Raw genomic sequence first — 21,715 nt, 5'->3', positions numbered from 1 at the left:
TAAAAAGACAAGGCATTTCTTCTGAGGTTCTGCGACAACGCTTATTTTGGCCTCATATAATTTTTATCTGAGGCCAAAAACTGTGAGTTGAGAATTTTCCAATAATAATAGATAAATAGCTTGATATTCTGAGCTGGAGCTAAAGGGGGCGACGTGCGTTTATCACCCCCTGAGTTCATTCCCCATCCAGACAGCAGGCGGACAGCGGGCCAGGCGGGACACTGTCGCGATCAGCTCCAGGGCATCGAGCGGTTTGGTCAGGTGTGCATTGAATCCGGCCTGCTGCGTATGGTGACGTTCATCCACCATGGCGTGCGCGGTCAGAGCCACGATAGGATTTTTAAAACCCTGTTCCCGCAGCTTCTGGATGGTCTGATAACCGTCCATTTCGGGCATCTGGATATCCAGCAGAATAATGTCATAAGCATGGGTGCCGGCCAGCTCGATCGCATGCCGCCCATCGGCAGCCGTGGCCACGATGGCTCCACTTTTGGCCAGAAAACTTTTCACCAGAAAAAGATTGTCGGGGGAATCATCGACCGCCAGCACCCGAACGCCACGCAGCTGATAGGCGTCCATGGACGGCGCCGGGCCTTTTAATTGAGGCTCGGCCGTGGTCGTCGCTTCCTGCACTTTGAATTGCAGGGAAAATGTGGAGCCCTGTCCCGGCGCCGAATGCGGAATGGTGATACGACCACCCAGCGCTTCCGCCAGACGCTGCGAAAGCGCAAGACCCAGACCGGTTCCACCGAATTTGCGTGTCGTGGATTGATCCGCCTGGGCAAAGGGCTGGAAAAGTCGCTCCTTTTGCTCCGGACTGAGGCCGATGCCGGTGTCCCTGGTATCGATGGTCAGGTCAAAACCATCGCCATGTTTCGCAGCGCGGCAGAGGATTTGAACACTGCCTTTGTTGGTAAACTTCACGGCATTGCCGACCAGGTTTACCAGGATCTGCCGCAGACGCAAAGGATCCGAGGCGATGCGTTCGGGCACATCCGCGGCGATATCCGCCGTCAGCTGCAGGTGCTTCTGCTGGACCCGGTCCTTGAAGAGCAGGAGAACTTCATCGATCAATTCCGGCAGCGAAAATTCCAGATGTTCCATTTCCAGCCGCCCGGCCTCAACCTTGGCCAGGTCCAGAATATCATCGATGATGCGCGTCAGGGCCTGGCCATTTCTCACGATCGTGTCCACAAAAACCTCGCGCTCGGAATCCGGCAGGTTGGGATCCCGCAGAAGCGCACTGAAACCCAGGATGGCGGCCAAAGGTGTGCGAATTTCGTGGCTCATATTCGCAAGAAAATGGCTTTTCGAAAGGCTGGCCGCCCGCGCTTCATCACGCGCCCTGACCTTGTCGGTGACGTTGACGGTATGGCTGAAAACACCATAGGGCTGGCCCATATCATCGTGAATGCGGGCCAGACTGAAGTCCAGATAACAATCCTCCAGAGGACCTCCCTTGCAGCGGGCGACTTTTGCGGGGAATTCGCTGGCGACAAAGGTTTTTCCCGTTTCATACACCTGCCGCAGGAGATTTAAGAAGGGCTGGTCCAGAAACTCCGGCAGGGCTTCGCATAGGGTTTTGCCGATGAACTGGCGACCCTGAAAAAAACGTTCGAATTGCGGATTCACCAGCTCAAAGACAAAATCCGGCCCCTTCCAGAGCGCCATCGACGCCGGCGCCTCGCGAAAAATCACTTCAAACTTATGCTTTTCCGCTGACAGCTTGAGTTCGGCCTCCTTACGCTCGGTGATGTTGCGCGAGGTCCCGAAAAAGCGCAAAGGCTTATTGTCATCATCGTAGGTGATTTCGCCCTGCACCTCGACCCAGACTATCTTGTGATCGGACGGCCGCACCACCCGGCACTGAGTTGCATAGGAGCACCGCTCGGCGATCGCGCGGCGTCCGGCAGCCCTGATCTGCTCAAGGTCCCCGACATGGATCATGGCTTCCAGTTCATCCGGAGTATAGGATTCCGCATCCGTGCCCCAATCCAGCCGCATCTGGCGGTTCAAATGAATCAAATTCTGCCGCATGTCCCAATCGAAAAAACCCACCTTCGAGACGATCGCCGCCCGGCTTAACTGGTCCTCCGTCTGCTTCAGGCGCCGCTCACTGAGCTCGCGCCGCATGCGATGCTGAACCTGATCGGTGACGTCATAGTGCAGGGCGATAACCCCGCGCGGGGGAGAACCGACATCACCTAGAGGATAGTAACTGGTATCAATCCAGCGCTCCCCCTGGCCCGTGCCAATACTGGCCAGCACCTTCAGTTCCTTGAGGAAACACGGCTTCCCCGTGGCCAAAACATTCTCAATATACGGCAGATAGGGTGCGACCTCCTCGTGGCTAAAAATTTCCTGCAGAGTCATGCCAAGAACCGGACGCGCGACAAAATCCAAAAAGGAGGAATTGGCGAACGTCACGCGCTTCTCTTCACCCATGACGACACAGATCGGAATGGGCACGAGCTGAAAGAAATCAAAAAGGCGCTTTTGGGCTTCGCGCTCCACCTCCTCATGGGTCGAGGCGGCCGCTTCCAGACACCGATCCAGGAAGCGATGCATGCGGCTGATATCCACGTGACCCGATAGAAACGTTTCCAGCACGTCGCGCAGAAGGCCGAGCTCGCTGACGATGGAGCCCAAGGGAACACGCACATCCAACATCGGGGGTTTGTTGTGTCCGTTGCTGGCATCAGCCAAAGCCAACAGAAGCCCGTCGAGCAACTCAGGCAATACAGCGGCAAGGCAGGAAGAGTCCTGCCCCTGCGCCCGCAAGCGTTCCAAAAAATGGGACTGTATGCTGGGCTTGAATTGACTTAAAAGCGCGGCAGTATTTGAACTGCTGACAGGCTCATGGGTTTCCATTCCGCGCCTCCTTGCAAGCACTGTATCCTTAGCTCCTTCTAACAGAAAAGAAGACGAGGGGAAATCATCGGTCCATGACTGTCTGAAAATCTGCCAGTCCAGGACAACAGGCTTCGGCAGGTTTCCATGAGATTTCATAGGTTTATTCAAAAAATTACACGAGGTCAGGGTTCAGCTACGGAACCAACGCCAGGGGTGCAGCGTTTTTTACTGCATTTATCCTGACTTGCATCAAAAGCCTGAGATCCCTGTTTTTTTCCTGGCATATGACCCTCCAGCACCAGCTGTCGGAGTGGAAATAAGCAAGCAATTTCGGAGGATTAAAATATAGCATGACGGTATGAACATTGCTCTTTTCCCTGCACCATGCAGGTTATAAGAGGGCACAGTTATGAAAAAAATGAGTGGCGATTTCATCCGAACAGTCGAACAGAAAACGGAGGCCATGTGCAATGCCTTCGCGGGAACCAGGGTCGAGCTTTTACAGGTGCTTCTGGCCAGCCTCGCTGCCAAGCCAATCGATACAGCACCCGCAGCTCTGGAGGCATTCTTTGTTGTTCTCAGGATCATGGATCTTGATATCAGTCTGCAGGCGCTCAAGGAACGGGATAAACAGCAGCTGCGTGAAACAGCGGAACGTTGTCTTTTGTTTTGCCAGATTCAACCCGTGTCCTCCCAGAACAGCTGGCTTTACTCCAAACTTCATTTGAAATTTGCGGAACACAGACTGCAGGGTGGTTCTCACTGGGAAAGCCTGGTGCATACCATGATCGCCGACCATATGGGTCGTGATGCACGCGACTGTGTGGAACTTTCACCTCTCCTGCGCGGCACCCAATCCTGGCGTCTGGGTCATGTTCGCGTCGCCCAGGTGGCTCTTGCCGTTTATGATCAAATCATGCCTGAAGCTCTCGAAGAGCAGTGGCTGGGTCAGCGACTGCTTCTGCGCATTCAGAGGCTCAGCGGTGACTCCGCGCTGCTGCAGGCCCGTCTTCAGCTTTTGCAAAGCATTTTTCAAGAGGATCCGGACAAGGCGCGGCTGCTGGAATATGAAGAGACCGTCACGCACATGCGTTTGACCGGTGATCCTAAAAATCTTATGCTCTGCCTGAAAAGGCTCAAGAATAAATTGGAACCGCTTGATGTGTTTCTGGGGCAGCTTTGGCTTTTTGCTTCGAAACAACGGGAACCCTGGAAGGATCTGACCGGCACCGTCCGGCAAAAGGCCAAGGAAAAAACCGAAGAGTTGTATCTTCTGGAAAGTCAGGCCAGCCGCCTCGTTCAATTCATGGAGCAGCTTTATAATTCCGATCTGGCCATGCTGCACAAAATCGAAAGGATTGGACGCCATCTGAAGGACCTGCATGAGCTGGCCGATCCGGAGCTCGCGCTCGTGTTCCTGGCCGCCGTCATCCGCTGGCTCTATCGCTGTCGGCAGAATCAGTTTGCTTCGATCCTGACGGATGAATATCGTGCGCTCTCGCTCCGTTATTCGGATGGTCACACGGAGGATGGCCTGGGCCTGATCAATGAGATTGCGAATGCCCTGCCTGCCATCGGGATCCAGGCCCTCGCAGGATCCAGGCCCTCGTCGGAATAGGACGAAGGCCCTGGACGTAAGTCCTGACAATTTCACTTCACCAGCTGGGCATCCAGAATAATTTTTGCGTTCAGGAGTTTGGAAACGGGACAGTTGGCCTTGGCTTCGGCGGCGAGGTCCTTGAATTTCTGTTCATCGATTTCCGGAACGCTGGCTTCGAGCGTTAGCCTGGATTCCTTGATCGTAAATCCACTGCCTTCCTTATCCATCGATACGGCCGCTTTGGTTCTGAGTTCACGCGGTTGAAATCCGGCCTCAGCGAGACGGAACGCCAGAGCCATCGAAAAACAACCCGCATGCGCGGCTGCAATCAATTCCTCAGGATTGGTGCCCTTGCCCTGTTCAAAACGTGACGTAAAACCATAGGGAACAGCACTCAAGGCTTTGCTTTGGGTTGTGATTTCACCCTGACCGGACTTGCCGTCGCCACGCCAAACGACATTTGCTTCTTTCGTGATCATGGGATACTCCGTTGTTGAAACTTCGCGGAGTATCACAACCTGGAATCGCGGCGAATCGCAAGTTAATTGTCGCTCTTTTGGGTGTTATTAGGTAGCAGAGGACCTGTGCCGGGAGCACCATGGAGAGGAAGACCATCTTTCACTACGATCCAATCCGCCTTGCTATCATAGTGAACGTGAGCCTGGGGAGCTTTATCCAGCGGATCCTTGAGATGCGCAACGGCGATGTGAACTTCATCCGGCCAGTTTTGGGATTCAAAAAAGAGAGGACTGCCGCAGGTTTTGCAAAAGCGGCGGCTGGCCCCTGGTGTGGAATGATATGTGCCGATCAATTCCGTGCCGGCTGTGATCCGGAACTGATCCGCTTTCACGCCGACCCAGGTGACAAACGGAGCGCCATGCGCCCGACGGCAGAGCGAGCAGTGACAGTGCGCCACCCACTTGGAGGGCATGCGCAGTTCAAAGCGAATGCCTTCGCAAAGGCACGAACCTCGGACAGGATTCATCATCAACTCCTGGTGGCTGCCAGGCGTTCAATTGCGGGTTGGCAGCTTCGTTAAATCGGCGATCACGTGAAAGCTCTTGCCATGAATCGTATAGTCCTTGTCTTCAAAGGACAGCGAGAGCTCACCATCACGCTCGCATTTCAGATCCACAGGAATGCGGCCGTTGAGGGGCTTGCCCGGAAGTCCGTACAGTTCGCCATCGGTGAGGCGCCCCTTTTTGGGCAGCTTGGAATACTTGGGCTGTCCGACTCTCAACACAGCCGGCACGGACACGTTCGGGCCGCCGGCCTGCACGATCACCACCTGACTGAAAACAATTTCCAGTTCGTTTGAACCGGTCTTGACATCGGCGATCTCGGAACCGTGAAAATCGATTTCCAGTTTCATGTTTATCCCGGGCTATTAAAAAGGTTTCCCTTAAAAATACCCGGCTTCACGAACCCTTGCCACAGCATTTCTTGTATTTTTGCTGAGAACCGCAAGGACAGGGATCATTACGTCCCACCTTGACTTCTTTGCGAACGAAAGGTTCCTGATGATGGTGGTGATGGGAACAGTTGGGACCATGCACATGACCGTGCTCGATTTTTTCCTGACTTTGTTTTTGCTCTTCCATCGAAGACTCCTGACACAAAAAAGGGAGCTGGACCCGCACTCTACCTGGATGCGTCAAGGGCGGCAAGAGCGAGATACTGTCCTCGAAGCCCAGGCTGCGATGGGAACCGGGGCCGAGCCAGGTTACACTGGCCCTTTCATCATCAGAAATCGGCAAGGATGGCGAGCATGTCTTCTGAACAACGTATTCATTCCGGGGTCTGGCTTTCCCTGGCCCTCCTGGCGGCAGGTAACATTCTAGGCATAGCTGGTATTGACCTGGTGCTTCCCGCCGTTCCGAGTCTGCCCGAGGCCCTGGGGGGAACCGCAGCCGAAGCCCAGTTCGTTCTGGCCAGTTTTGTCGCGGGCACAGCCGGCGGACTTCTTCTTTTTGGTCATTTGGGTCATCGCTTCGATCAGCGCAGGCTGCTGATGATTTCGCTCGTGCTTTATGCGCTGCTCTCGCTGGCCTGTGGTCTTGCTGACAATCTGCCGACTCTGATTGCATTGCGCCTCCTGCAGGGTGCGAGCGGCTCCGCAGCGGTGGTTTTCGGTCCAGGATTTATTCGGAGGATGCTGGCGCCGGATAAGGCGGTCCGCATGATCGGGCTGATCGGCAGCATTGAATCGCTGGTGCCGGCGTTTGCCCCTGTGGTCGGGGCCTTTCTTTTGGTGCGCTGGGGTTGGGACGCATCCTTTTATTTGAGTGCTGTTCTTTCGGGTCTTCTGGCTTTGGCTGGCTTTTTTCTTTTGAAATTCATGCCCGAGGTTCCGACGCTGACCACGCCAGGCAGTTATGGAAAACTTCTGCGGGATCGCATTTATCTGCGTTATGCCTTGAGCCAGGCCTTTGTTCTCGGTGGGCTTCTGACCTTTGTCTTTGGCGCTCCGACGGTCATCGTACAAAGTTGGGGCGGCCAGCTGTCCGATTTCATTCGCATGCAAATGATTGCCGTCTTCACTTATATACTCGCAGCGAACTTTGCTCAGAAAGCGGTGGCACGGTTTGGAAGTGAGACCATGATTCGCCTGGGAACCTGGCTGGCCGCTCTGTCGGGACTGGCCCTTTTCCTTTATGGCCTCGCGGGTGGTCGCGATCCCTGGATGTTGATTCCTCTTTTCATTCCGATGAATGTCGGACTGGGACTGCGCGGCCCGCCCGGATTTTTTCAGGCGATCATTGCGGCCAAGGGAGATGACGCGCGCGGCTCAGCCCTCGTCATCCTGGCAATCATGGGAACCTCAGCCGTAGGAACGGCTCTGGTGGCGCCTTTCATTCAACACGGGCTGCCGGCTTTAGGGGCGGTGACCGCTGCGATTGGAGTGGGAGCCCTGCTTATCATGCGTTTGAAGTGATCATCATGGTGGCTTCATTTTTTTCGTATGGACATTCCGTGGGAGAGATCCTAGCTTGCGATGGAATCTTCACACCACGAGTGATATATGGAAAGACACCTGGGCGGCCTTGAGCGGCAGTTCCACCATCAGAATCTGGTGGGCTCCACGAATATATGCGCGGTCTTAAGACTGCGAGGATCCTGCGATCGGGCACGCTGGCAGGAGGCGACCCGCCGGCTCGGGGACGTCTTTCCTCTCCTCCGCGCTTCGATCGTGGCTGATCCTTTCCTGCGTTTTTCCCTGGCCTATGCTCCGGCCTTCCTGCCGTTTCATGTTGAAAAAATGCAAGGTGATGAACACTGGCGGCGGCTCCTGGAAAAGGAAATGCAGCGGCGCTATGCGGTGGGCGATGGATTGGCCTGCGTGCATGTGCTCGAAAGCGAGCGAGGCTGCGATGTCCTCCTGAGTTTAAGTCATGCGCTGGCGGATGGGTTATCTTCGAGTTATCTCTGTCGAGCTTTGCTGCTGCTCTATCGTGGGGATTCCCTGCCGGTGGCCCCACCATCGTTGCCCATGGAGCAGCGTTTTCCTGCGAAATTTCGTGGGTTTCGTGGCTGGTGGCGGGCCTTTTGTTTTATCTTCAAGCTTGGAAAGATGGGACCGGCTCTTCAGGTTGGTTCAGCGGCCTGGACGCAGCAGACCCTGTCCCATGGCTTTGTCTTTCATCATGCCCAGGAGCTGAATGCCCTTGCCCGCCAGCACGGAAGCAATCTCTTTGGAGCCTTCTGTGCTTTGGCTCTGCAGACGATTTATGAACTTTATGGGAACGGCGAAATCCAGAATGTGTCCTTGAATACGCCGGTCAGTTTACGTGCTGGTGTCGGTGCAGGACCCGAGGAGGTCGGGCTTTTCATTGCGGGGCATATGGCCCTCTATCAGCTGCATCCCGACATGGATGTCTGGACGCTGGCCCGCCAATGTCACGACACCTTGCGCGCAGGTGTGGAGGAAGGGCGTCCCTACCTGCTCGCTCTCCTGGCCCGTGGTGCGCGCCAACCCAAAGCGCCCATGGATTCAACCTATGCCTCCCAGCATCGGCCCACGGTGAGTATCAGCAATCTGGGACGGATTGAGAATTTTCCTGAGATCGAGGGGGCTCAGGTTTATGAGCATCATGCGCTGAGTGCGCAGGGCGTGAAGGATCCTTTTGCTCTGGTGCTGATTACGTATCAGGGACGGCTTTACGTGGATCTGCAAACCTCGCTGGAAAAGATGGGACCTGATGCCGGGCCGCGTATTCTGCAGCGGCTGGAGGAGAAAATGCTGGAGCTGGTGGGTGCGACGGCGGACAAGGTTCGGATCCTGCGAGCCTATTCGAAAACCGCAGAAGCCTGGTCCTGACATTTCAGAGTCTGTCCCGGCGTAAGAATTCCAGCCAGGCGGGAGATTTTTTATTTTTTATCGCGTCGCCGCAGTTGAAAATCTTAAAATTTTTAATGATCTGCCACCGGATGGAAGGGGCAACTCGATGAAGGCGACACGATTTCCGATGAAACTTGTAGTATGAGTTGAACCATCTTAGGACTCAAGGTCGAGCCCCATATGCTGAACTATGAATCAGACTACACGAAGTGGATTGAAATTATTGCCGCTTACCTGCGGCAAACATACAATCGCGATTACAAAACCTTGCCCTATGCTTTCGAATTACGATATTTCAGTGGCTACTCGACAAAGGATGTCATTCACGAACTGTCCCTCACTTTTCCTGATCTGCACGTGAAAAAATTCTCAGACGACCTCGTGGAACGAGCGCTGAGGTCATGAGGCTTCAATTGCGGAAGGCCTTCCTGCCGCGATGCGGGCTTTGTTGATGCTTTATCAACGATACTGAAGGAATCCCCACATTTTCAGCCGTAGCGACGCTTATTGAAGCTGCTTCTCAATAGCCGTAGCCAACTCCTCGGGCTTCACGCTCGAGGGATACCGCCCCACAACCCGGCCCTTCCGATCCACGAGAAACTTTTCAAAGTTCCACTTCACTGCGCCCTTTTCCGGCGCATTCCTGGTGAGGTAATCGAAGACGGGATCAATATCCTTGCCTTTGACGGAAACCCGCTTCGCAAGAGGAAACGTCACCCCATAACGCAGTTTGCAGAATTCGGCCACTTCCTTGTCCGTCTTCAGCTCCTGATCAAAACTGGGAGAAGGAAAGCCGATCACGGTGAAACCTTTCGCCTGGTATTTCTTGTGGAGTTTTTCCAGACCTTCATACTGACTTGTGTAGCCGCATTCGGACGCGGTGTTCACGACCAGCAGCACCTTGCCCTGCCAGGCACTCAGGCTTTGCTCCTTGCCCTGGATGCTGGTGTATTTCAAGGCATGGAATTTTTCGGAGGACAGACCGGAGGCACTGGAGAGCATCAAGGTCAATGCGAGAACTAGGTTTTTCATGGATGGACCCTTCTTTATTGTGGTCCCTCCATTGTACGATATTTTCAGGCTAAGCGTGATGCAGCACCTGAGCAATAAACGTCCGGGTCCGCTCCGACTTGGGCTGCGTAAAAAATTCCTCGGGCGCGGCTTCCTCGATAATCTCGCCTTGATCCATAAAGATCACCCGATCCGCCACCTGACGGGCAAAGCCCATTTCATGCGTCACGCAAACCATGGTCATGCCACTGCCCGCGAGTTCCACCATCACATCGAGCACTTCCTTGATCATCTCAGGATCCAGCGCCGAGGTGGGTTCATCGAAGAGCATGATCCGCGGATTCATACAGAGCGCCCGGGCAATGGCCACGCGCTGCTGCTGACCGCCGGAAAGCTGCGAAGGATACTTATGCGCCTGGTCGGGTATCTTCACCCGCTGCAGATACTCCATCGCCTGCGCTTCTATTTCCTTTTTCGGACGCCCCTGAACCCAGATCGGTGCGAGACAAAGGTTTTCCAGGACGGTGAGATGCGGGAAGAGGTTGAACTGTTGAAACACCATCCCCACCTGACGGCGGACGCCATCAATGGACTTGGGGGAATCGTCGAGCCGAATGCCATCTACGATGATTTCCCCCTGATCATGCGCCTCCAGGCGATTGATGCAGCGGATCAGGGTGGATTTCCCTGAACCCGAGGGTCCGCAGATCACCAGTTTTTCCCCGCTTTTCACCTGAAGGTTGATCCCCTTCAAAGCATGGAAACCGCCAAACCATTTATGAACAGCATTCAACTGCAGCATTTATCCTGTCTCCTTAACGAGCCTGCTCCAGACGTTTTTCCAGACGCAGACTGGTCCGCGACATCGAAAAGCAGAAGAGCCAAAATACAAAACCGGCGAACACATAACCTTCCATGGCAAAACCCATCCACTCAGGATCGGTTGCCGCCGCCTGCACCATACCAAGCAGATCGAACATGCCAATGATCAAAACAAGGCTCGTATCCTTGAACAAACTGATAAAGGTATTCACGATGCCAGGAATCACCTGGCGCAAGGCCTGGGGCAAAACCACAAGGCCCATGCTCTGCCAATAGCCAAAACCCAGGGCCGCGGCCGCCTCATGCTGGCCTTTCGGAACAGCCGCCAAACCAGCCCGCACCACTTCCGCCATGTAAGCGCTCGTGAAGAGCACAACACCCACCAGACAGCGAAGCAGCTTGTCAAACTCGACGCCCGGCGGCAGAAAAAAGGGCAGCATCACCGAGGCCATGAAGAGCACGGTGATCAGCGGCACACCGCGCCAAAGCTCAATAAAGGCGACGGTGATCCAGCGCAGGAGCGGCAATTCCGAGCGACGTCCCAAAGCCAGAAGGATGCCGAGCGGCAGCGACAGGGAAATGCCGATCGCCGAAATCAAAAGTGTGAGCATGAGCCCGCCCCAGCGCGAAGTCTCCACCCAGGGCAGACCCCAGAATCCTCCGCGCAGAAGAAACCAGCTGCCGACCGGCAGGAGCACGAGCAGAAGCGGCAGGATCCATTTTCTTCCAGGAAAATGCGTCCAGCGCAAAGGAATAAATCCCAAAGCCCAAAGACCAGCGACCACCATGGGTCGCCAGCGCTCACTCTTTTCATAAAAACCAAAGATGAACTGATCGAATCGTTCCCGCACGAAGACCCAGCAAGCGCCTTCCCCCGTGCAGGCACTGCGGTCCGTGCCGGTGAATTGCGCCTTGAAAAACAGCCATTCCAGAGCCGGCCAACCGAGGTACACGAGACCGATCAGCACGATTCCCGACACGAGAAGTTGCAGCGGCGATTTTTTGGCAAAACGAAACCATGCCATCGACGAGGTCGCCATGCGTTTAACTCCTCTGACCCAGATAGTGCAAAGTTCTCTTCTGATAATGGTTCATGGCCGCGCTGATCGTCAGACTGAGCACGAGATAAACCAGCATCACCATGGCCATGATTTCCACCGCCTGCCCCGTGATATTGATGGCCGTTCCGGAAAAGACCAGAACGAGGTCCGGGAAGGCAATCGCGGCAGCGAGCGAGGAATTTTTCACCAGGTTCAAATACTGCGACGTCAAAGGCGGAAGGATCACCCGCAGAGCCTGAGGCAGAATCACCAGACGCATCGTATCGAAACGCGAGAGACCCAGGGCCTGGGCGGCTTCCATTTGACCTTTCTGGACGGAAAGAATACCGGCTCGCACAATTTCGGCGACAAAGGCCGCCGTATAAAGACTGAGAGCCGCGACCAGGGACACAAATTCGGGAATGAGCTGCAGCCCGCCGCTGAAGTTGAAGCCTTGCAGTTCCGGCCAGCTGAACCGCCACTGTCTGCCGAGCATCACCAGCAGGGGCAGGAGCAGGGGCAGCGCATAAGGCAGAAGATGCCAGACCGGAAAACGGCCGCGTTCCACACGCTGCTTCACCGCCGCCTGGCGTGCGTAGTGTCCGACGATGAGTCCGATGACAAAGGCCAGCACAAGGTAAAGGGCGGCCATGGGATTCTGAGGGAAAGGAATCGAGAGACCCCGATTATTCAAATAAGCGAAGCCAAGGAATTCAAGACTCTCCCGCGGTCCCGGCAGATTCCGCAGAACGGCGAAATACCAGAAGAAGAGCTGCAGAAGCAGCGGCACATTCCGCAGCGTTTCCACATAAAAGGAGCCGACGAGCCGCAGCAGGGGATTCGCGGAGAGGCGCGCCAGCGCCACCAGCAGGCCAAGGATCGTGGCAAAAACCACCCCGATGGCCGAGACCAAAAGCGTATTCAACAGCGCGATGAGAAAGAGCCAGCCAAACGTCGAGGATTGATCATAAGGCAAAAGATGAAAGGCGAGGTCAAATCCAGCCGGCTGACTGAGAAAGCCAAAGCCGGACGCGATCCCGCGCGCATCAAGGTTGAGGACGATGTTGCGAATGATAAGCCCCAGCAGGCCAGCGACAGCCGCCAGAGCCAGGGCCTGCAGGAGCAGGCTACGCCATGGATATTTTTTTCCCGAGACTTGAGCCATGCCTCAGCCCATCAACGGAAGGGCATGGCATATTGCAGACCACCTTCACGCCAAATGGCATTCTGTCCACGGGCAATTCTCAGGGGTGTATTCATTCCGAGATTGCGTTCGAAAATCTCCGCATAGTTGCCGACCTGCGTGATCACCTGCAGAGCCCAATCCGGTTTCAATCCCAGATTCTTGCCGATGTCACCTTCAAAGCCGAGCAGCCGGCGCACGGCGGGATTGTTGCTGGTCTTTTGTTGAGTGACATTGGCGGACGAGAGCTTCAATTCCTCGGCTTCGACCATCGCGTACAGCGTCCAGCGCACGATGTCCGCCCAACGATTGTCGCCATGGCGAACGGCAGGACCCAGGGGTTCCTTGGAAATCAATTCAGGCAGAATCACATGATCATCCGGTTTTTTCAGGCGCGTGCGATCCGCGTACAGACCCGACTGATCCGAACTCATGACATCACAACGGCCGGCATCGTAGGCGGCCACGACCTCATCATTCTTTTCGAAGGCGACCAGTTTATAAGTCATCTTCTGCGAGCGGAAATAATCAGCCAGATTCAACTCGGTGGTTGTTCCCAGATTGACACAGACCGTCGCCCCGTTGAGATCCTTCAGAGTCTTGACGTTCAACTTTTTCGGGACCATGAATCCTTGGCCGTCATAATAAAGCACGCCAGGAAAATCGACAGCCAGCGAACTATCGCGGACGATCGTCCACGACGTATTGCGGGACAGAAGATCGATCTCACCCGATTGCAGGGCCGTGAATCGCTCCTTGGCCGACAGGGAGGTGTATTTCACTTTCTTCGCGTCGCCCAGGGCAGCTGCGGCCACGCCACGACAAAGATCGACATCAATCCCACGCCACTGGCCGGCTTTATCAGGACTGGAAAAGCCAGCCAGTCCCTGACTCACGCCACACTTGAGATAGCCGCGTTTCTTGACCGCATCCAGCGTGTCAGCCTGCAGCCAGCTGGTGGACATCAAGAGGGAGAGTCCGCATAGACTGGGCCAAAAGGATTTCATCATCTATCCTCCTTGTCGTATTCGAGGTCGTTAAGTTGCAGTCTTATAGCACAAGACGGCTGGCGTGCAAACCACGAGCTGACGGTGGTTTTTCGGGCGGCACGCACAAACCACGAGCTGACGGTGTTTTCGGGCGGCGCACACAAACCACGAGCTGACGGTGGCTTTTTCGGCTTGCATGCAAACATCGCACTGCGCCCATCATTTCCAGCGGGCGCTTGCCCCCCAGGGCTATATCGGTTAAGTTCGAGGGACATTTTTTCCGGCCTGAAAGTGCCCATACGAGCTGACAGGGAGCAGGTTTCGAGCATGACACAATTACAAAACTCCATGTTCTTTGACATCCTCTTTCCCGCGGATGAGGATGATGCCCAAGGCCATAGTCAACTGTTTCTGCAAAAGGTCCTTCGTCATCAACTCGCCGGTGATGCGTCGGTCCGCAATGCGACTCTGGTCATCTTCGACTTTGAAACCACCGGCCTGGACTCCCTGCGCGATCGCATCATCGAGGTGGGGGCCATTAAATATCAAAACGGCGAGCGTGTCGCTGATTTTTCCACGCTCATTAAACCCGACATCCCGCTCCCCGAGGTCGCCAGCCGCATTACGGGTATCACCAGCGAGATGCTCGAAAATCAGCCAACGATCGAAGAGGTCCTGCCGAAGTTCCTCCAGTTCATCGATCACACGCTGCTCGTGGCCCACAACGCCGAGTTCGATATGGCCTTCCTGAAGAATGCCTGTCATCGGCTGGGTTATCAGATCGAGTGGTCCTGTTTCTGTACCCTGAAACTGGCCCGGCAGCTGCTGCCGGATCTTGAATCCAAGAATCTTGATAGTTTGGCACAGCACTACGGCCTCAGCTTCGCGGCCCGTCACCGGTCCATCGGTGACTGCGAGGTGACCGGGGCTGTGCTTCAATCTCTGTTGCGCGGCGAGGGGGCCGGTCTGCAGCAATGGAAGGATTTTTCCGCCTTCCAAGTGGCGTGATACGTGGGGGTCTATGCGCATCTCATCCAGGATCGATCGGAACAGTGAACACTTCCAGCAGAATGTTGCTTATCATCAGCAGCTCGCGCAGGAATTGAACAACCGTCTGGAGGAAGTCCAGCTCGGCGGCGGCCCGCAGGTGATCGAAGGCCTGCGCAAACAAGGAAAATTACCGGCCCGCGAACGCATCCAAAAGCTGGTGGATACCGGTTCGGATTTCCTTGAACTGTCGGCGCTCGCCGGCCATGAACTTTATGATTCCGCCGTGCCCTCGGGCGGCATAGTCACCGGGGTCGGCATGGTTCAAGGGCGGCCCTGCATGATCGTGGCCAACGACGCTTCGGTCAAAGGCGGAACCTACTTTCCGATTACAGTCAAAAAACATCTGAGAGCTCAGGAAATCGCGGGGCAGAATCATCTGCCTTGTATCTATCTCGTGGATTCAGGCGGCGCCTTCCTGCCGATGCAGGATGAGGTGTTTCCCGACAAGGACGACTTCGGTCGCATTTTTTATAACCAGGCGCGCCTCAGCAGCCTCGGCATTCAGCAGATCAGTTCCGTCCACGGTTTCTGTACCGCGGGCGGCGCCTATATTCCGGCTATGTCCGATCAGAGCGTGATCGTGAAGGGCACCGGCACGATCTTCCTCGCCGGTCCTCCGCTCGTCAAGGCGGCCACCGGGGAAGAGGTCACGGCCGAGGAATTGGGTGGCGCCAAGGTTCACACCTCGATCAGCGGCGTGGCCGATCACATGGCGGAGAACGATGATCACGCGCTGCAGATCGTGCGGCAGATCGTCAAGTATCTTGGCAAAACTGCTGAATGCCCGGTGAAGATCGAAGCTCCCGAAGAACCGCACTACGATCCCGAGGAAATCATGGGCGTCGTGCCCATGGACGCACGCAAGGCCTACGATATACGCGAGGTGATCGCCCGCGTGGTCGATGGCTCGCGCCTCTTCGAATTCAAACCCAACTACGGCACGACCCTGGTCACCGGCTTCGCCCATATCTGTGGCATCCCGGTCGGGATCATCGCCAACAACGGGGTGCTTTTTTCGGAAAGCGCGCTGAAGGGCACGCATTTCATCGAACTTTGCACGCAGGAAAAAATCCCGCTGCTCTTTTTGCAGAATATCACCGGCTTTATCGTCGGCAAAAAATACGAACACGGCGGCATTGCGAAGGACGGCGCGAAACTCGTCCATGCAGTAGCAAATGCCAATGTTCCGAAGGTCACCTGCGTGGTCGGCGGCAGTTTTGGGGCAGGCAACTATGGAATGTGCGGACGCGCCTATGAACCCCGCTATCTCTTCATGTGGCCCAACGCCCGCATTTCGGTGATGGGCGGTGAACAGGCCGCGGACGTGCTCGCCACCGTGAAGGTTCAGCAGCTGGCGAGGCAGGGCAAGGTTTTGACCGCGGATGAACTGGCCGCGATCCGTGACCCGATTTTGAAAAAATATGAGAAGGAAAGTTCCGCCTATTATTCCAGCGCCCGGCTTTGGGACGATGGCGTGATCGATCCGCGGAAGACCCGGCAGGTTCTGGCCATGGCTTTGGCGAGCACCCTGCATCATAACTGGGAAAAGACGGTCAACGGCGTCTTCCGCATGTAAAGGACAAAAAATCATTCTCAAGAGGGGCATCACATTATGAGTCAGAAGAAAGTCATTCGTATCGGCAATGCGGGAGGCTACTGGGGCGACGATCCGAACGCTCTGGAACGTCAGGTCAAAGGCGGCCGCCTCGATTATATCAGCATGGATTTCCTCGCGGAAATTACGATGTCGATCCTGCAAAAGCAGCGTTCGAGCGACCCCGAGATGGGTTATGCCAAGGATTTTCTCGGCATGCTGAAAAGCGTGCTGCCCAAACTCATGGCGGATAAAACCACCGTCATCACCAACGCCGGCGGTGTGAATCCCCAAAGCTGCGCCCGGGCCATTACCAATCTGGCCAGCGAACTGGGACTGCAGCCGAAGATTGCCATCGTCTATGGCGACGATATTCTGCCTGATTTGCAGAGTCTGCAGGCCAAAGGCTGCAAGTTCGCCAATATGGAATCAGGCGAGGATTTTGCCTCGGTTCAAAACCGGATCCAGGCGGCGAATATTTATTTTGGGGCCGCGGCTGTCGTGGAAGCCCTCAAGTGGAATCCTGACATCATTATCACAGGGCGCGTAACCGATACCGGCATCACCATCGCGGCGATGATTCATGAATTCGGCTGGAAACTGAATGACTGGGATCGCCTGGCCAGCGGCATCGTCGCCGGTCACATCATCGAATGCGGTTCCCAATCGACCGGTGGCAACTTCTCGGACTGGGAGAAGATTCCAAGCTTCGACAATATCGGCTATCCCATCGTCGAAGTGAATGAAGATGGCAGCTTTGTCGTCACCAAACATCCCGGCAGTGGTGGAATGGTGACCATGGATACCGTGCGCGAGCAGCTCTTCTATGAAATGGGTCATCCCGAAGCCTATATCACACCGGATGTGGTGGCTGATTTCAGCAGCATTCAGCTCGCTCAGGATGGACAGGATCGCGTGCGCGTTTTCGGTGTGCGGGGCTTTGAGCCCACGCCGCTTTACAAGGTTTCAATGGCCTTCGAGGACGGTTACAAGTCCATCGGCTCCATCATGATTTCCGGCCCCAATGCCCGGCGCAAGGCGGAGGCTTTCGCGGAAATTTTCTGGAAGCGCTGCCCCGGCCCATTCATTGAAACGCTGACTGAATATGTGGGTTTCAACGCCTGCCATCGCTCGCTCGTGCATCGGGACGAAGGAAACGAAATCCTTCTGCGTCTGGGTGCTCGTGCTGCGGAAGAAAAGGATTTGCGACTCTTCGGCAAAATGATTCCCTCGCTGATTCTGAGCGGACCTCCGGGTGTGGCTGTGATCGGCGGCGTGCCAAAAGCTCAGAAAGTCATGAGCTACTGGCCGGCCCTGATGCCCAAGGATGTGGTGCATCCGCGCATCGCGCTCTATGAAAAAGGGGAAATCACGGGTGAAAAAACCGTAACGACCACACCGGTCGGACACTATGTGCCGACCGAGGCCAAAGCCCAGGTGGCCACCAGGGCCTCCAAACCCATCGCGCAGGTGATCAAGGAATACGAAGGCGATCACTTGCAGCCCTTGAGCCGCATTTGCCTCGCGCGTTCCGGGGACAAGGGGGATATGGCCAATATCGGGGTCATGGCGCGCAGTCCGGCCGCTTACGAATTTCTGGATCAGTACCTCACCGCACAGCGCGTGAAGGATCTCTTCCAGGAACTTTGTCACGGCACGGTCACCCGACACAATCTGCCCAACATGCAAGGCTTCAACTTCCTTTTGGATCAGGCCTTGGGCGGCGGTGGAACCATGACCTTGCGCATCGACGCCCAGGGCAAGACCTTTGCTCAGGGACTGCTCGCGCAACGTGTGGCCATACCGCAGAATCTTTTGTCCTGAAGGAAGCTGAGATGTCTATCAAACGTGTTTTTATCGCCAACCGTGGGGAAATCGCCCGGCGCATTGCCCTCGGTGCCCGCACCCTCGGCATCGAATCGGCGGCCATTTATAGCGGCGACGCGCCACCGGCTTTTCTGGAAGGCCTTGTGCATCGGTTTATCCAGGTTCCCGAGGAAAATCCGGCGCTTTACCTGAACGCGGAGCTGATGGTGCAATTCGCGCAGCAAAGCGAATGCGATGCCGTGCATCCCGGCTTTGGTTTCCTGTCGGAAAATGCCCGCTTTGCCAACCTTGTGGAAGAAGCCGGCCTCACCTGGGTCGGTCCCACGGCCTGCTCGATTGCCGAGATGGCCTCGAAAGCCGAGGCCCGGGACATTGCCAAAGCCCATCAGGTTCCTGTGGTCCCGGGTATTGAACGTCTGCCGATCAGCGAGGACGGCAGTCATCTGAAAATCGTGCGCGACTTTGCCAGGCAGCATGGCTTTCCCATCCTTCTGAAAGCCGCCATGGGCGGTGGTGGCAAAGGCATGCGCGTGGTGCGTGCGGATGAGGAAGTGGAAGAGGCGATCCGCCGGGCGCAGTCGGAGGCGATCAATGCCTTTGGTGATGGCACGCTGATCGTCGAACGCTATCTGGAATATCCACGGCACGTGGAAGTGCAAATCTTTGGCGACAGTCATGGACATGTCCTCGCGCTGGGCGATCGCGACTGTTCGGTGCAAAGGCGTCATCAAAAGATCATAGAAGAGGCTCCGGCTCCCGGTCTGAGTGCCGACACCCGCGCGCGCATGCACGAGGCGGCCATTCGCCTGGCCAGGGCGGTCAGCTATCGTTCCGCCGGAACCGTGGAATTTCTGGTCGACTGGTCTCCTGAGCAAAGGACCAAAGCCGAGCAGCAGTTTTATTTCCTCGAAATGAACACCCGCCTGCAGGTTGAGCATCCTGTCACCGAGCAGATTTTCAATGAAGATCTGGTGGCCTGGCAGTTCCGTGTGGCCAATGGGGAGACGATCAAGGATCGCATGCACCAAACCCCGATCGGGCATAGTATTGAACTTCGCCTCTATGCGGAAGACACGCGCAATAAATTTCTGCCGGCTCCCGGCCCGGTGCATGGTTTCCTGCCCTATCATGGTCCGGGCATTCGCTGGGAAGCGGGCATTGATCCCATCGATGAGGTGACGCCACGCTTTGATCCGATGATGGGCAAACTCGTGGCCACGGGAGCGGATCGAACCCAGGCCATTCAGCGCCTGATTCACAGTTTAACCCACACCGTTCTGGCAATTCCGACCAGCAACATTCCCTTTCTGCTGGCGGTCCTGCATCATGAGGCTTTTGCGGCCTCCATTCCCACCACCCGTTTCATTGATGAGCATCTGGCCGAACTTAACGAATGGCTGGATACGCGGCAGCAAAAGCAGCAAAAAACCGCGGAACGGATTCTGCAGAAAATTGAACAGAGAGATAAGCCAAGGTCACAAGAGACGCCCGGCGTCCTGGAACTGACGCGCGATATTTTCCAAAAGGAATCCCGACTGACGGATTTGGAAATGCATCTGCCGCATGTTCAGCAGGTGGCCGTGCCGCATCGTTTCCGCAATCGTCTGGCGGTGCTCGGTCGTGGGCTTATTTTTGAGCAGGGACATCGGCAGAGTTTTTGCTTCTGTCAGGCCAGATACCAGGGCCATCGGCTGACCTGGGTTGGCCTGGACGGTTTGCCCTATTGGCGGGAGGAAAAACCTGATGACGTCCTGGCTTCCGGCCGTTCATCCGCACAAAGTGCTGACATTTGCGCCCCTGTCCCAGGAAAAGTTGTGAAAGTTCTGGTGAAAACAGGTGATAATGTGAAAGAGCGGCAGATTGTTGCCATCCTTGAATCCATGAAGATGGAATTTGAGGTTCAAGCCAGCCGCTCAGGGTGCATCGATGAAGTCCTCGTGGCAACGGGTCAACAGGTTCAGGCTGATGAGTTGCTGGCCCGCTGGCGAGTGGCGGCACCCTGAGTCCGGAACATGCTCCGCGCTGGACAATCCGCGCGGAACAAGACATTATGGCATTATTGCTCGAAGCAGGAATCAGGCTCTCTTCAGAGAACCCAATGGGAAAGGAGGCCCCATGCCATTTCAAACTTTCATGACCGAGTCCGGCTTTAAAGTGCTGGCGATGGCGCGACTCGGTTCATGTGAATACAGTATCTGCCTCTATCTTCTGAATTGTGCTGTGTCCAACATGCACGAACTGATCACGACCGAAAAGGAATTCGCGTCCCTGATCGGAGCGGAAGAGGACGTTCTGCACGCCGCGATGCAGAATCTGGTTGATCGCAATATCGTGCATGTAAAAGTGCACGATTCGGGACAACCCAAAGGGCGACAATCCCTACGCATCGGTCTGCAGTATAATATTCACCTCTGGCAGCTCAATTTCGACAAGGGTGTGACCAGCCACGACGCCGTGCTCTTCCCCTTCAAACGCGAGAGCAATGTCCGTTATCTGCATGACCGTGATCAAAGCGATATCACCCCAACCATCAAGCATCCGCTGCCGACCTGGAAGCGCATCCTCGAAGCCTTCATGGAAGGGCGCGACGACGTGAACGAGCAGGAGATTCTGAACGCCGAGCGGGATGCCAAGATTCTGGTCGACACGCATCCGGTGGATCAGGTGCTGATCGTGGTTCGGCATTTTGGAACCAGGATTCCCACCCTGAGTCTTCTCGCCAGCGCCTGGCATCACTACCAGACCCTCTTTGAAGAGGAGACGGAAAAGGTCGATATACTGGAAGCCAGGCACAAGCACATCGAGCTGGATCATCGCCTGCGCGATTCCGTCGAACTTCTTTTGCAGCAGAAGCAGGAGATGAAGCTCACCGATGAAGAGGTCAGCGTGCTCGAAATGCTTTTCAATCATCGGCATCCGCGGCGGCAGCTCTTCTGGGCCTATCAATCACGCGGCCGTTACCCGCATCTCGGGGAATTCTTTGCTCAGAACAGCTTCCTGATGCTTCCCGTCACATCTTCAGGTACCATTTTTAAGAAAAAGCCCCATCAGGATTAGACAGCCAGGGTTCCCCCCCTGGTTTTCAGGGAGGAACCGCATGCGTTTCACGGCTTTCATCATCATGAGTATGGCCCTGCTGGCCGCCTGCCGAACCACCCGCAAGCAACCCTCATCGGCTGCCACCCTCGATAGCGTGGAAAATGAACAACAGCTCCCGGCCTGTGATGACATCACAGTCGGTCGCGTGTATTGGGTGAGAAGTTTGAATCAACAGCTGCAATGCGCCGCGGGCGGAACCTGGACGCCGCGCACGGTGGAACCCGCGGGCACCGACCATCCAGGGGCGGGCCCACGGACCATTCCTGATCCAGGCTGACCAGCCCCTGGATTATCAAAAGCTTTCCTTC

The 21,715-nt window shown here is 55.7% G+C and carries 20 protein-coding genes; 10 read left to right on the top strand and 10 right to left on the bottom strand.

Translation table 11 applies throughout. The annotated features are described in order from the left end of the window. Positions 1-162: 162 nt before the first annotated feature. Positions 163-2,871, bottom strand: coding sequence for a PAS domain-containing protein (locus tag OLTU_RS07230; RefSeq protein WP_176736407.1), 2,709 nt, complete (start codon positions 2,869-2,871; stop codon positions 163-165). A gap of 391 nt (positions 2,872-3,262) precedes the next feature. Here OLTU_RS07230 and OLTU_RS07225 point away from each other — a divergent pair, with 391 nt between their 5' ends. After that, the gene (locus OLTU_RS07225) at positions 3,263-4,471 is read left to right on the top strand and encodes a hypothetical protein (RefSeq protein WP_141732083.1); all 1,209 of its coding nucleotides are present in this window, start codon (positions 3,263-3,265) and stop codon (positions 4,469-4,471) included. Between the two features lie 32 nt (positions 4,472-4,503). Here OLTU_RS07225 and OLTU_RS07220 read toward each other — a convergent pair whose 3' ends face one another. The 4 genes from OLTU_RS07220 to OLTU_RS07205 all read right to left on the bottom strand — a co-directional run bounded on the left by OLTU_RS07220 (position 4,504) and on the right by OLTU_RS07205 (position 6,054). Next, positions 4,504-4,929 carry an OsmC family protein gene (locus OLTU_RS07220; RefSeq protein WP_369696374.1) on the bottom strand — a complete coding sequence of 142 codons (426 nt, stop codon included), beginning with the start codon at positions 4,927-4,929 and terminating at the stop codon, positions 4,504-4,506. Between the two features lie 65 nt (positions 4,930-4,994). Continuing rightward, entirely contained in the window at positions 4,995-5,438 is a 444-nt protein-coding gene (locus tag OLTU_RS07215; RefSeq protein WP_218109892.1) for a GFA family protein, read from the bottom strand. A 27-nt stretch (positions 5,439-5,465) separates the two neighbouring features. Beyond that, positions 5,466-5,825, bottom strand: coding sequence for a hypothetical protein (locus OLTU_RS07210; protein WP_141732080.1), 360 nt, complete (start codon positions 5,823-5,825; stop codon positions 5,466-5,468). Positions 5,826-5,871: 46 nt separating this feature from the next. Next, positions 5,872-6,054 carry an SEC-C metal-binding domain-containing protein gene (locus tag OLTU_RS07205; protein WP_141732079.1) on the bottom strand — a complete coding sequence of 61 codons (183 nt, stop codon included), beginning with the start codon at positions 6,052-6,054 and terminating at the stop codon, positions 5,872-5,874. 167 nt (positions 6,055-6,221) lie between these two features. On the opposite strand from OLTU_RS07205, the gene OLTU_RS07200 reads away from it, so the two are divergent. From OLTU_RS07200 to OLTU_RS07190, 3 genes are all read left to right on the top strand, one after another. Continuing rightward, positions 6,222-7,388 (top strand): MFS transporter, encoded by a 1,167-nt coding sequence (locus OLTU_RS07200; RefSeq protein WP_141732078.1) that lies wholly within the window; start codon positions 6,222-6,224, stop codon positions 7,386-7,388. Positions 7,389-7,475: 87 nt separating this feature from the next. Continuing rightward, positions 7,476-8,771, top strand: coding sequence for a phthiocerol/phthiodiolone dimycocerosyl transferase family protein (locus OLTU_RS07195; RefSeq protein ID WP_141732077.1), 1,296 nt, complete (start codon positions 7,476-7,478; stop codon positions 8,769-8,771). Between the two features lie 201 nt (positions 8,772-8,972). Further along, positions 8,973-9,197, top strand: coding sequence for a hypothetical protein (locus OLTU_RS07190; RefSeq protein ID WP_141732076.1), 225 nt, complete (start codon positions 8,973-8,975; stop codon positions 9,195-9,197). A gap of 99 nt (positions 9,198-9,296) precedes the next feature. Here the strand turns inward: OLTU_RS07190 and OLTU_RS07185 are convergent, their stop codons facing one another. From OLTU_RS07185 to OLTU_RS07165, 5 genes are read right to left on the bottom strand one after another with little or no spacing between them, the layout of a single operon-like run. Beyond that, a complete protein-coding gene (locus OLTU_RS07185) occupies positions 9,297-9,824 on the bottom strand; it encodes a glutathione peroxidase (protein WP_141732075.1) in 528 nt (175 codons plus the stop codon). 49 nt (positions 9,825-9,873) lie between these two features. After that, complete coding sequence (locus OLTU_RS07180; protein WP_141732074.1) at positions 9,874-10,605, bottom strand: amino acid ABC transporter ATP-binding protein; 732 nt, start codon at positions 10,603-10,605, stop codon at positions 9,874-9,876. A gap of 13 nt (positions 10,606-10,618) precedes the next feature. After that, entirely contained in the window at positions 10,619-11,665 is a 1,047-nt protein-coding gene (locus OLTU_RS07175) for an amino acid ABC transporter permease (RefSeq protein WP_141732073.1), read from the bottom strand. A gap of 4 nt (positions 11,666-11,669) precedes the next feature. After that, positions 11,670-12,830: an amino acid ABC transporter permease gene (locus OLTU_RS07170; protein WP_141732072.1), complete on the bottom strand. Its 1,161-nt coding sequence runs from the start codon at positions 12,828-12,830 to the stop codon at positions 11,670-11,672. An 11-nt stretch (positions 12,831-12,841) separates the two neighbouring features. Beyond that, the gene (locus OLTU_RS07165) at positions 12,842-13,858 is read right to left on the bottom strand and encodes an amino acid ABC transporter substrate-binding protein (protein WP_141732071.1); all 1,017 of its coding nucleotides are present in this window, start codon (positions 13,856-13,858) and stop codon (positions 12,842-12,844) included. A 306-nt stretch (positions 13,859-14,164) separates the two neighbouring features. Here OLTU_RS07165 and OLTU_RS07160 point away from each other — a divergent pair, with 306 nt between their 5' ends. From OLTU_RS07160 to OLTU_RS07135, 6 genes are all read left to right on the top strand, one after another. After that, on the top strand, positions 14,165-14,845 hold the full coding sequence (locus tag OLTU_RS07160; protein WP_141732070.1) for a 3'-5' exonuclease: 681 nt from the start codon (positions 14,165-14,167) through the stop codon (positions 14,843-14,845). Between the two features lie 13 nt (positions 14,846-14,858). Next, complete coding sequence (locus tag OLTU_RS07155) at positions 14,859-16,463, top strand: carboxyl transferase domain-containing protein (RefSeq protein WP_141732069.1); 1,605 nt, start codon at positions 14,859-14,861, stop codon at positions 16,461-16,463. 36 nt (positions 16,464-16,499) lie between these two features. Further along, positions 16,500-18,305, top strand: coding sequence for an acyclic terpene utilization AtuA family protein (locus OLTU_RS07150; protein ID WP_141732068.1), 1,806 nt, complete (start codon positions 16,500-16,502; stop codon positions 18,303-18,305). An 11-nt stretch (positions 18,306-18,316) separates the two neighbouring features. Next, positions 18,317-20,311 (top strand): acetyl/propionyl/methylcrotonyl-CoA carboxylase subunit alpha, encoded by a 1,995-nt coding sequence (locus tag OLTU_RS07145; protein ID WP_141732067.1) that lies wholly within the window; start codon positions 18,317-18,319, stop codon positions 20,309-20,311. Positions 20,312-20,423: 112 nt separating this feature from the next. Then, entirely contained in the window at positions 20,424-21,365 is a 942-nt protein-coding gene (locus OLTU_RS07140) for a hypothetical protein (protein ID WP_141732066.1), read from the top strand. 40 nt (positions 21,366-21,405) lie between these two features. After that, on the top strand, positions 21,406-21,684 hold the full coding sequence (locus tag OLTU_RS07135; protein ID WP_141732065.1) for a hypothetical protein: 279 nt from the start codon (positions 21,406-21,408) through the stop codon (positions 21,682-21,684). The last annotated feature ends 31 nt before the right edge of the window (positions 21,685-21,715 follow it).

Origin of the sequence: Oligoflexus tunisiensis, assembly GCF_001748245.1 — a bacterium.
Taxonomy (GTDB): domain Bacteria; phylum Bdellovibrionota_B; class Oligoflexia; order Oligoflexales; family Oligoflexaceae; genus Oligoflexus; species Oligoflexus tunisiensis.
This window is presented reverse-complemented; position numbering and strand designations above follow the sequence as displayed.

What these genes read in the sequence shown, in the direction of transcription:
- OLTU_RS07185 (WP_141732075.1), bottom strand. Translation starts at nt 9,824, where the DNA reads ATGAAAAACCTAGTTCTCGCATTGACCTTGATGCTCTCCAGTGCCTCC.
- OLTU_RS07135 (WP_141732065.1), top strand. Translation starts at nt 21,406, where the DNA reads ATGCGTTTCACGGCTTTCATCATCATGAGTATGGCCCTGCTGGCCGCC.
- OLTU_RS07175 (WP_141732073.1), bottom strand. Translation starts at nt 11,665, where the DNA reads ATGGCGACCTCGTCGATGGCATGGTTTCGTTTTGCCAAAAAATCGCCG.
- OLTU_RS07165 (WP_141732071.1), bottom strand. Translation starts at nt 13,858, where the DNA reads ATGATGAAATCCTTTTGGCCCAGTCTATGCGGACTCTCCCTCTTGATG.
- OLTU_RS07225 (WP_141732083.1), top strand. Translation starts at nt 3,263, where the DNA reads ATGAAAAAAATGAGTGGCGATTTCATCCGAACAGTCGAACAGAAAACG.
- OLTU_RS07190 (WP_141732076.1), top strand. Translation starts at nt 8,973, where the DNA reads ATGCTGAACTATGAATCAGACTACACGAAGTGGATTGAAATTATTGCC.
- OLTU_RS07140 (WP_141732066.1), top strand. Translation starts at nt 20,424, where the DNA reads ATGCCATTTCAAACTTTCATGACCGAGTCCGGCTTTAAAGTGCTGGCG.
- OLTU_RS07180 (WP_141732074.1), bottom strand. Translation starts at nt 10,605, where the DNA reads ATGCTGCAGTTGAATGCTGTTCATAAATGGTTTGGCGGTTTCCATGCT.
- OLTU_RS07195 (WP_141732077.1), top strand. Translation starts at nt 7,476, where the DNA reads ATGGAAAGACACCTGGGCGGCCTTGAGCGGCAGTTCCACCATCAGAAT.
- OLTU_RS07150 (WP_141732068.1), top strand. Translation starts at nt 16,500, where the DNA reads ATGAGTCAGAAGAAAGTCATTCGTATCGGCAATGCGGGAGGCTACTGG.
- OLTU_RS07200 (WP_141732078.1), top strand. Translation starts at nt 6,222, where the DNA reads ATGTCTTCTGAACAACGTATTCATTCCGGGGTCTGGCTTTCCCTGGCC.
- OLTU_RS07170 (WP_141732072.1), bottom strand. Translation starts at nt 12,830, where the DNA reads ATGGCTCAAGTCTCGGGAAAAAAATATCCATGGCGTAGCCTGCTCCTG.
- OLTU_RS07230 (WP_176736407.1), bottom strand. Translation starts at nt 2,871, where the DNA reads ATGGAAACCCATGAGCCTGTCAGCAGTTCAAATACTGCCGCGCTTTTA.
- OLTU_RS07205 (WP_141732079.1), bottom strand. Translation starts at nt 6,054, where the DNA reads ATGGAAGAGCAAAAACAAAGTCAGGAAAAAATCGAGCACGGTCATGTG.
- OLTU_RS07155 (WP_141732069.1), top strand. Translation starts at nt 14,859, where the DNA reads ATGCGCATCTCATCCAGGATCGATCGGAACAGTGAACACTTCCAGCAG.
- OLTU_RS07160 (WP_141732070.1), top strand. Translation starts at nt 14,165, where the DNA reads ATGACACAATTACAAAACTCCATGTTCTTTGACATCCTCTTTCCCGCG.
- OLTU_RS07145 (WP_141732067.1), top strand. Translation starts at nt 18,317, where the DNA reads ATGTCTATCAAACGTGTTTTTATCGCCAACCGTGGGGAAATCGCCCGG.
- OLTU_RS07215 (WP_218109892.1), bottom strand. Translation starts at nt 5,438, where the DNA reads ATGAATCCTGTCCGAGGTTCGTGCCTTTGCGAAGGCATTCGCTTTGAA.
- OLTU_RS07210 (WP_141732080.1), bottom strand. Translation starts at nt 5,825, where the DNA reads ATGAAACTGGAAATCGATTTTCACGGTTCCGAGATCGCCGATGTCAAG.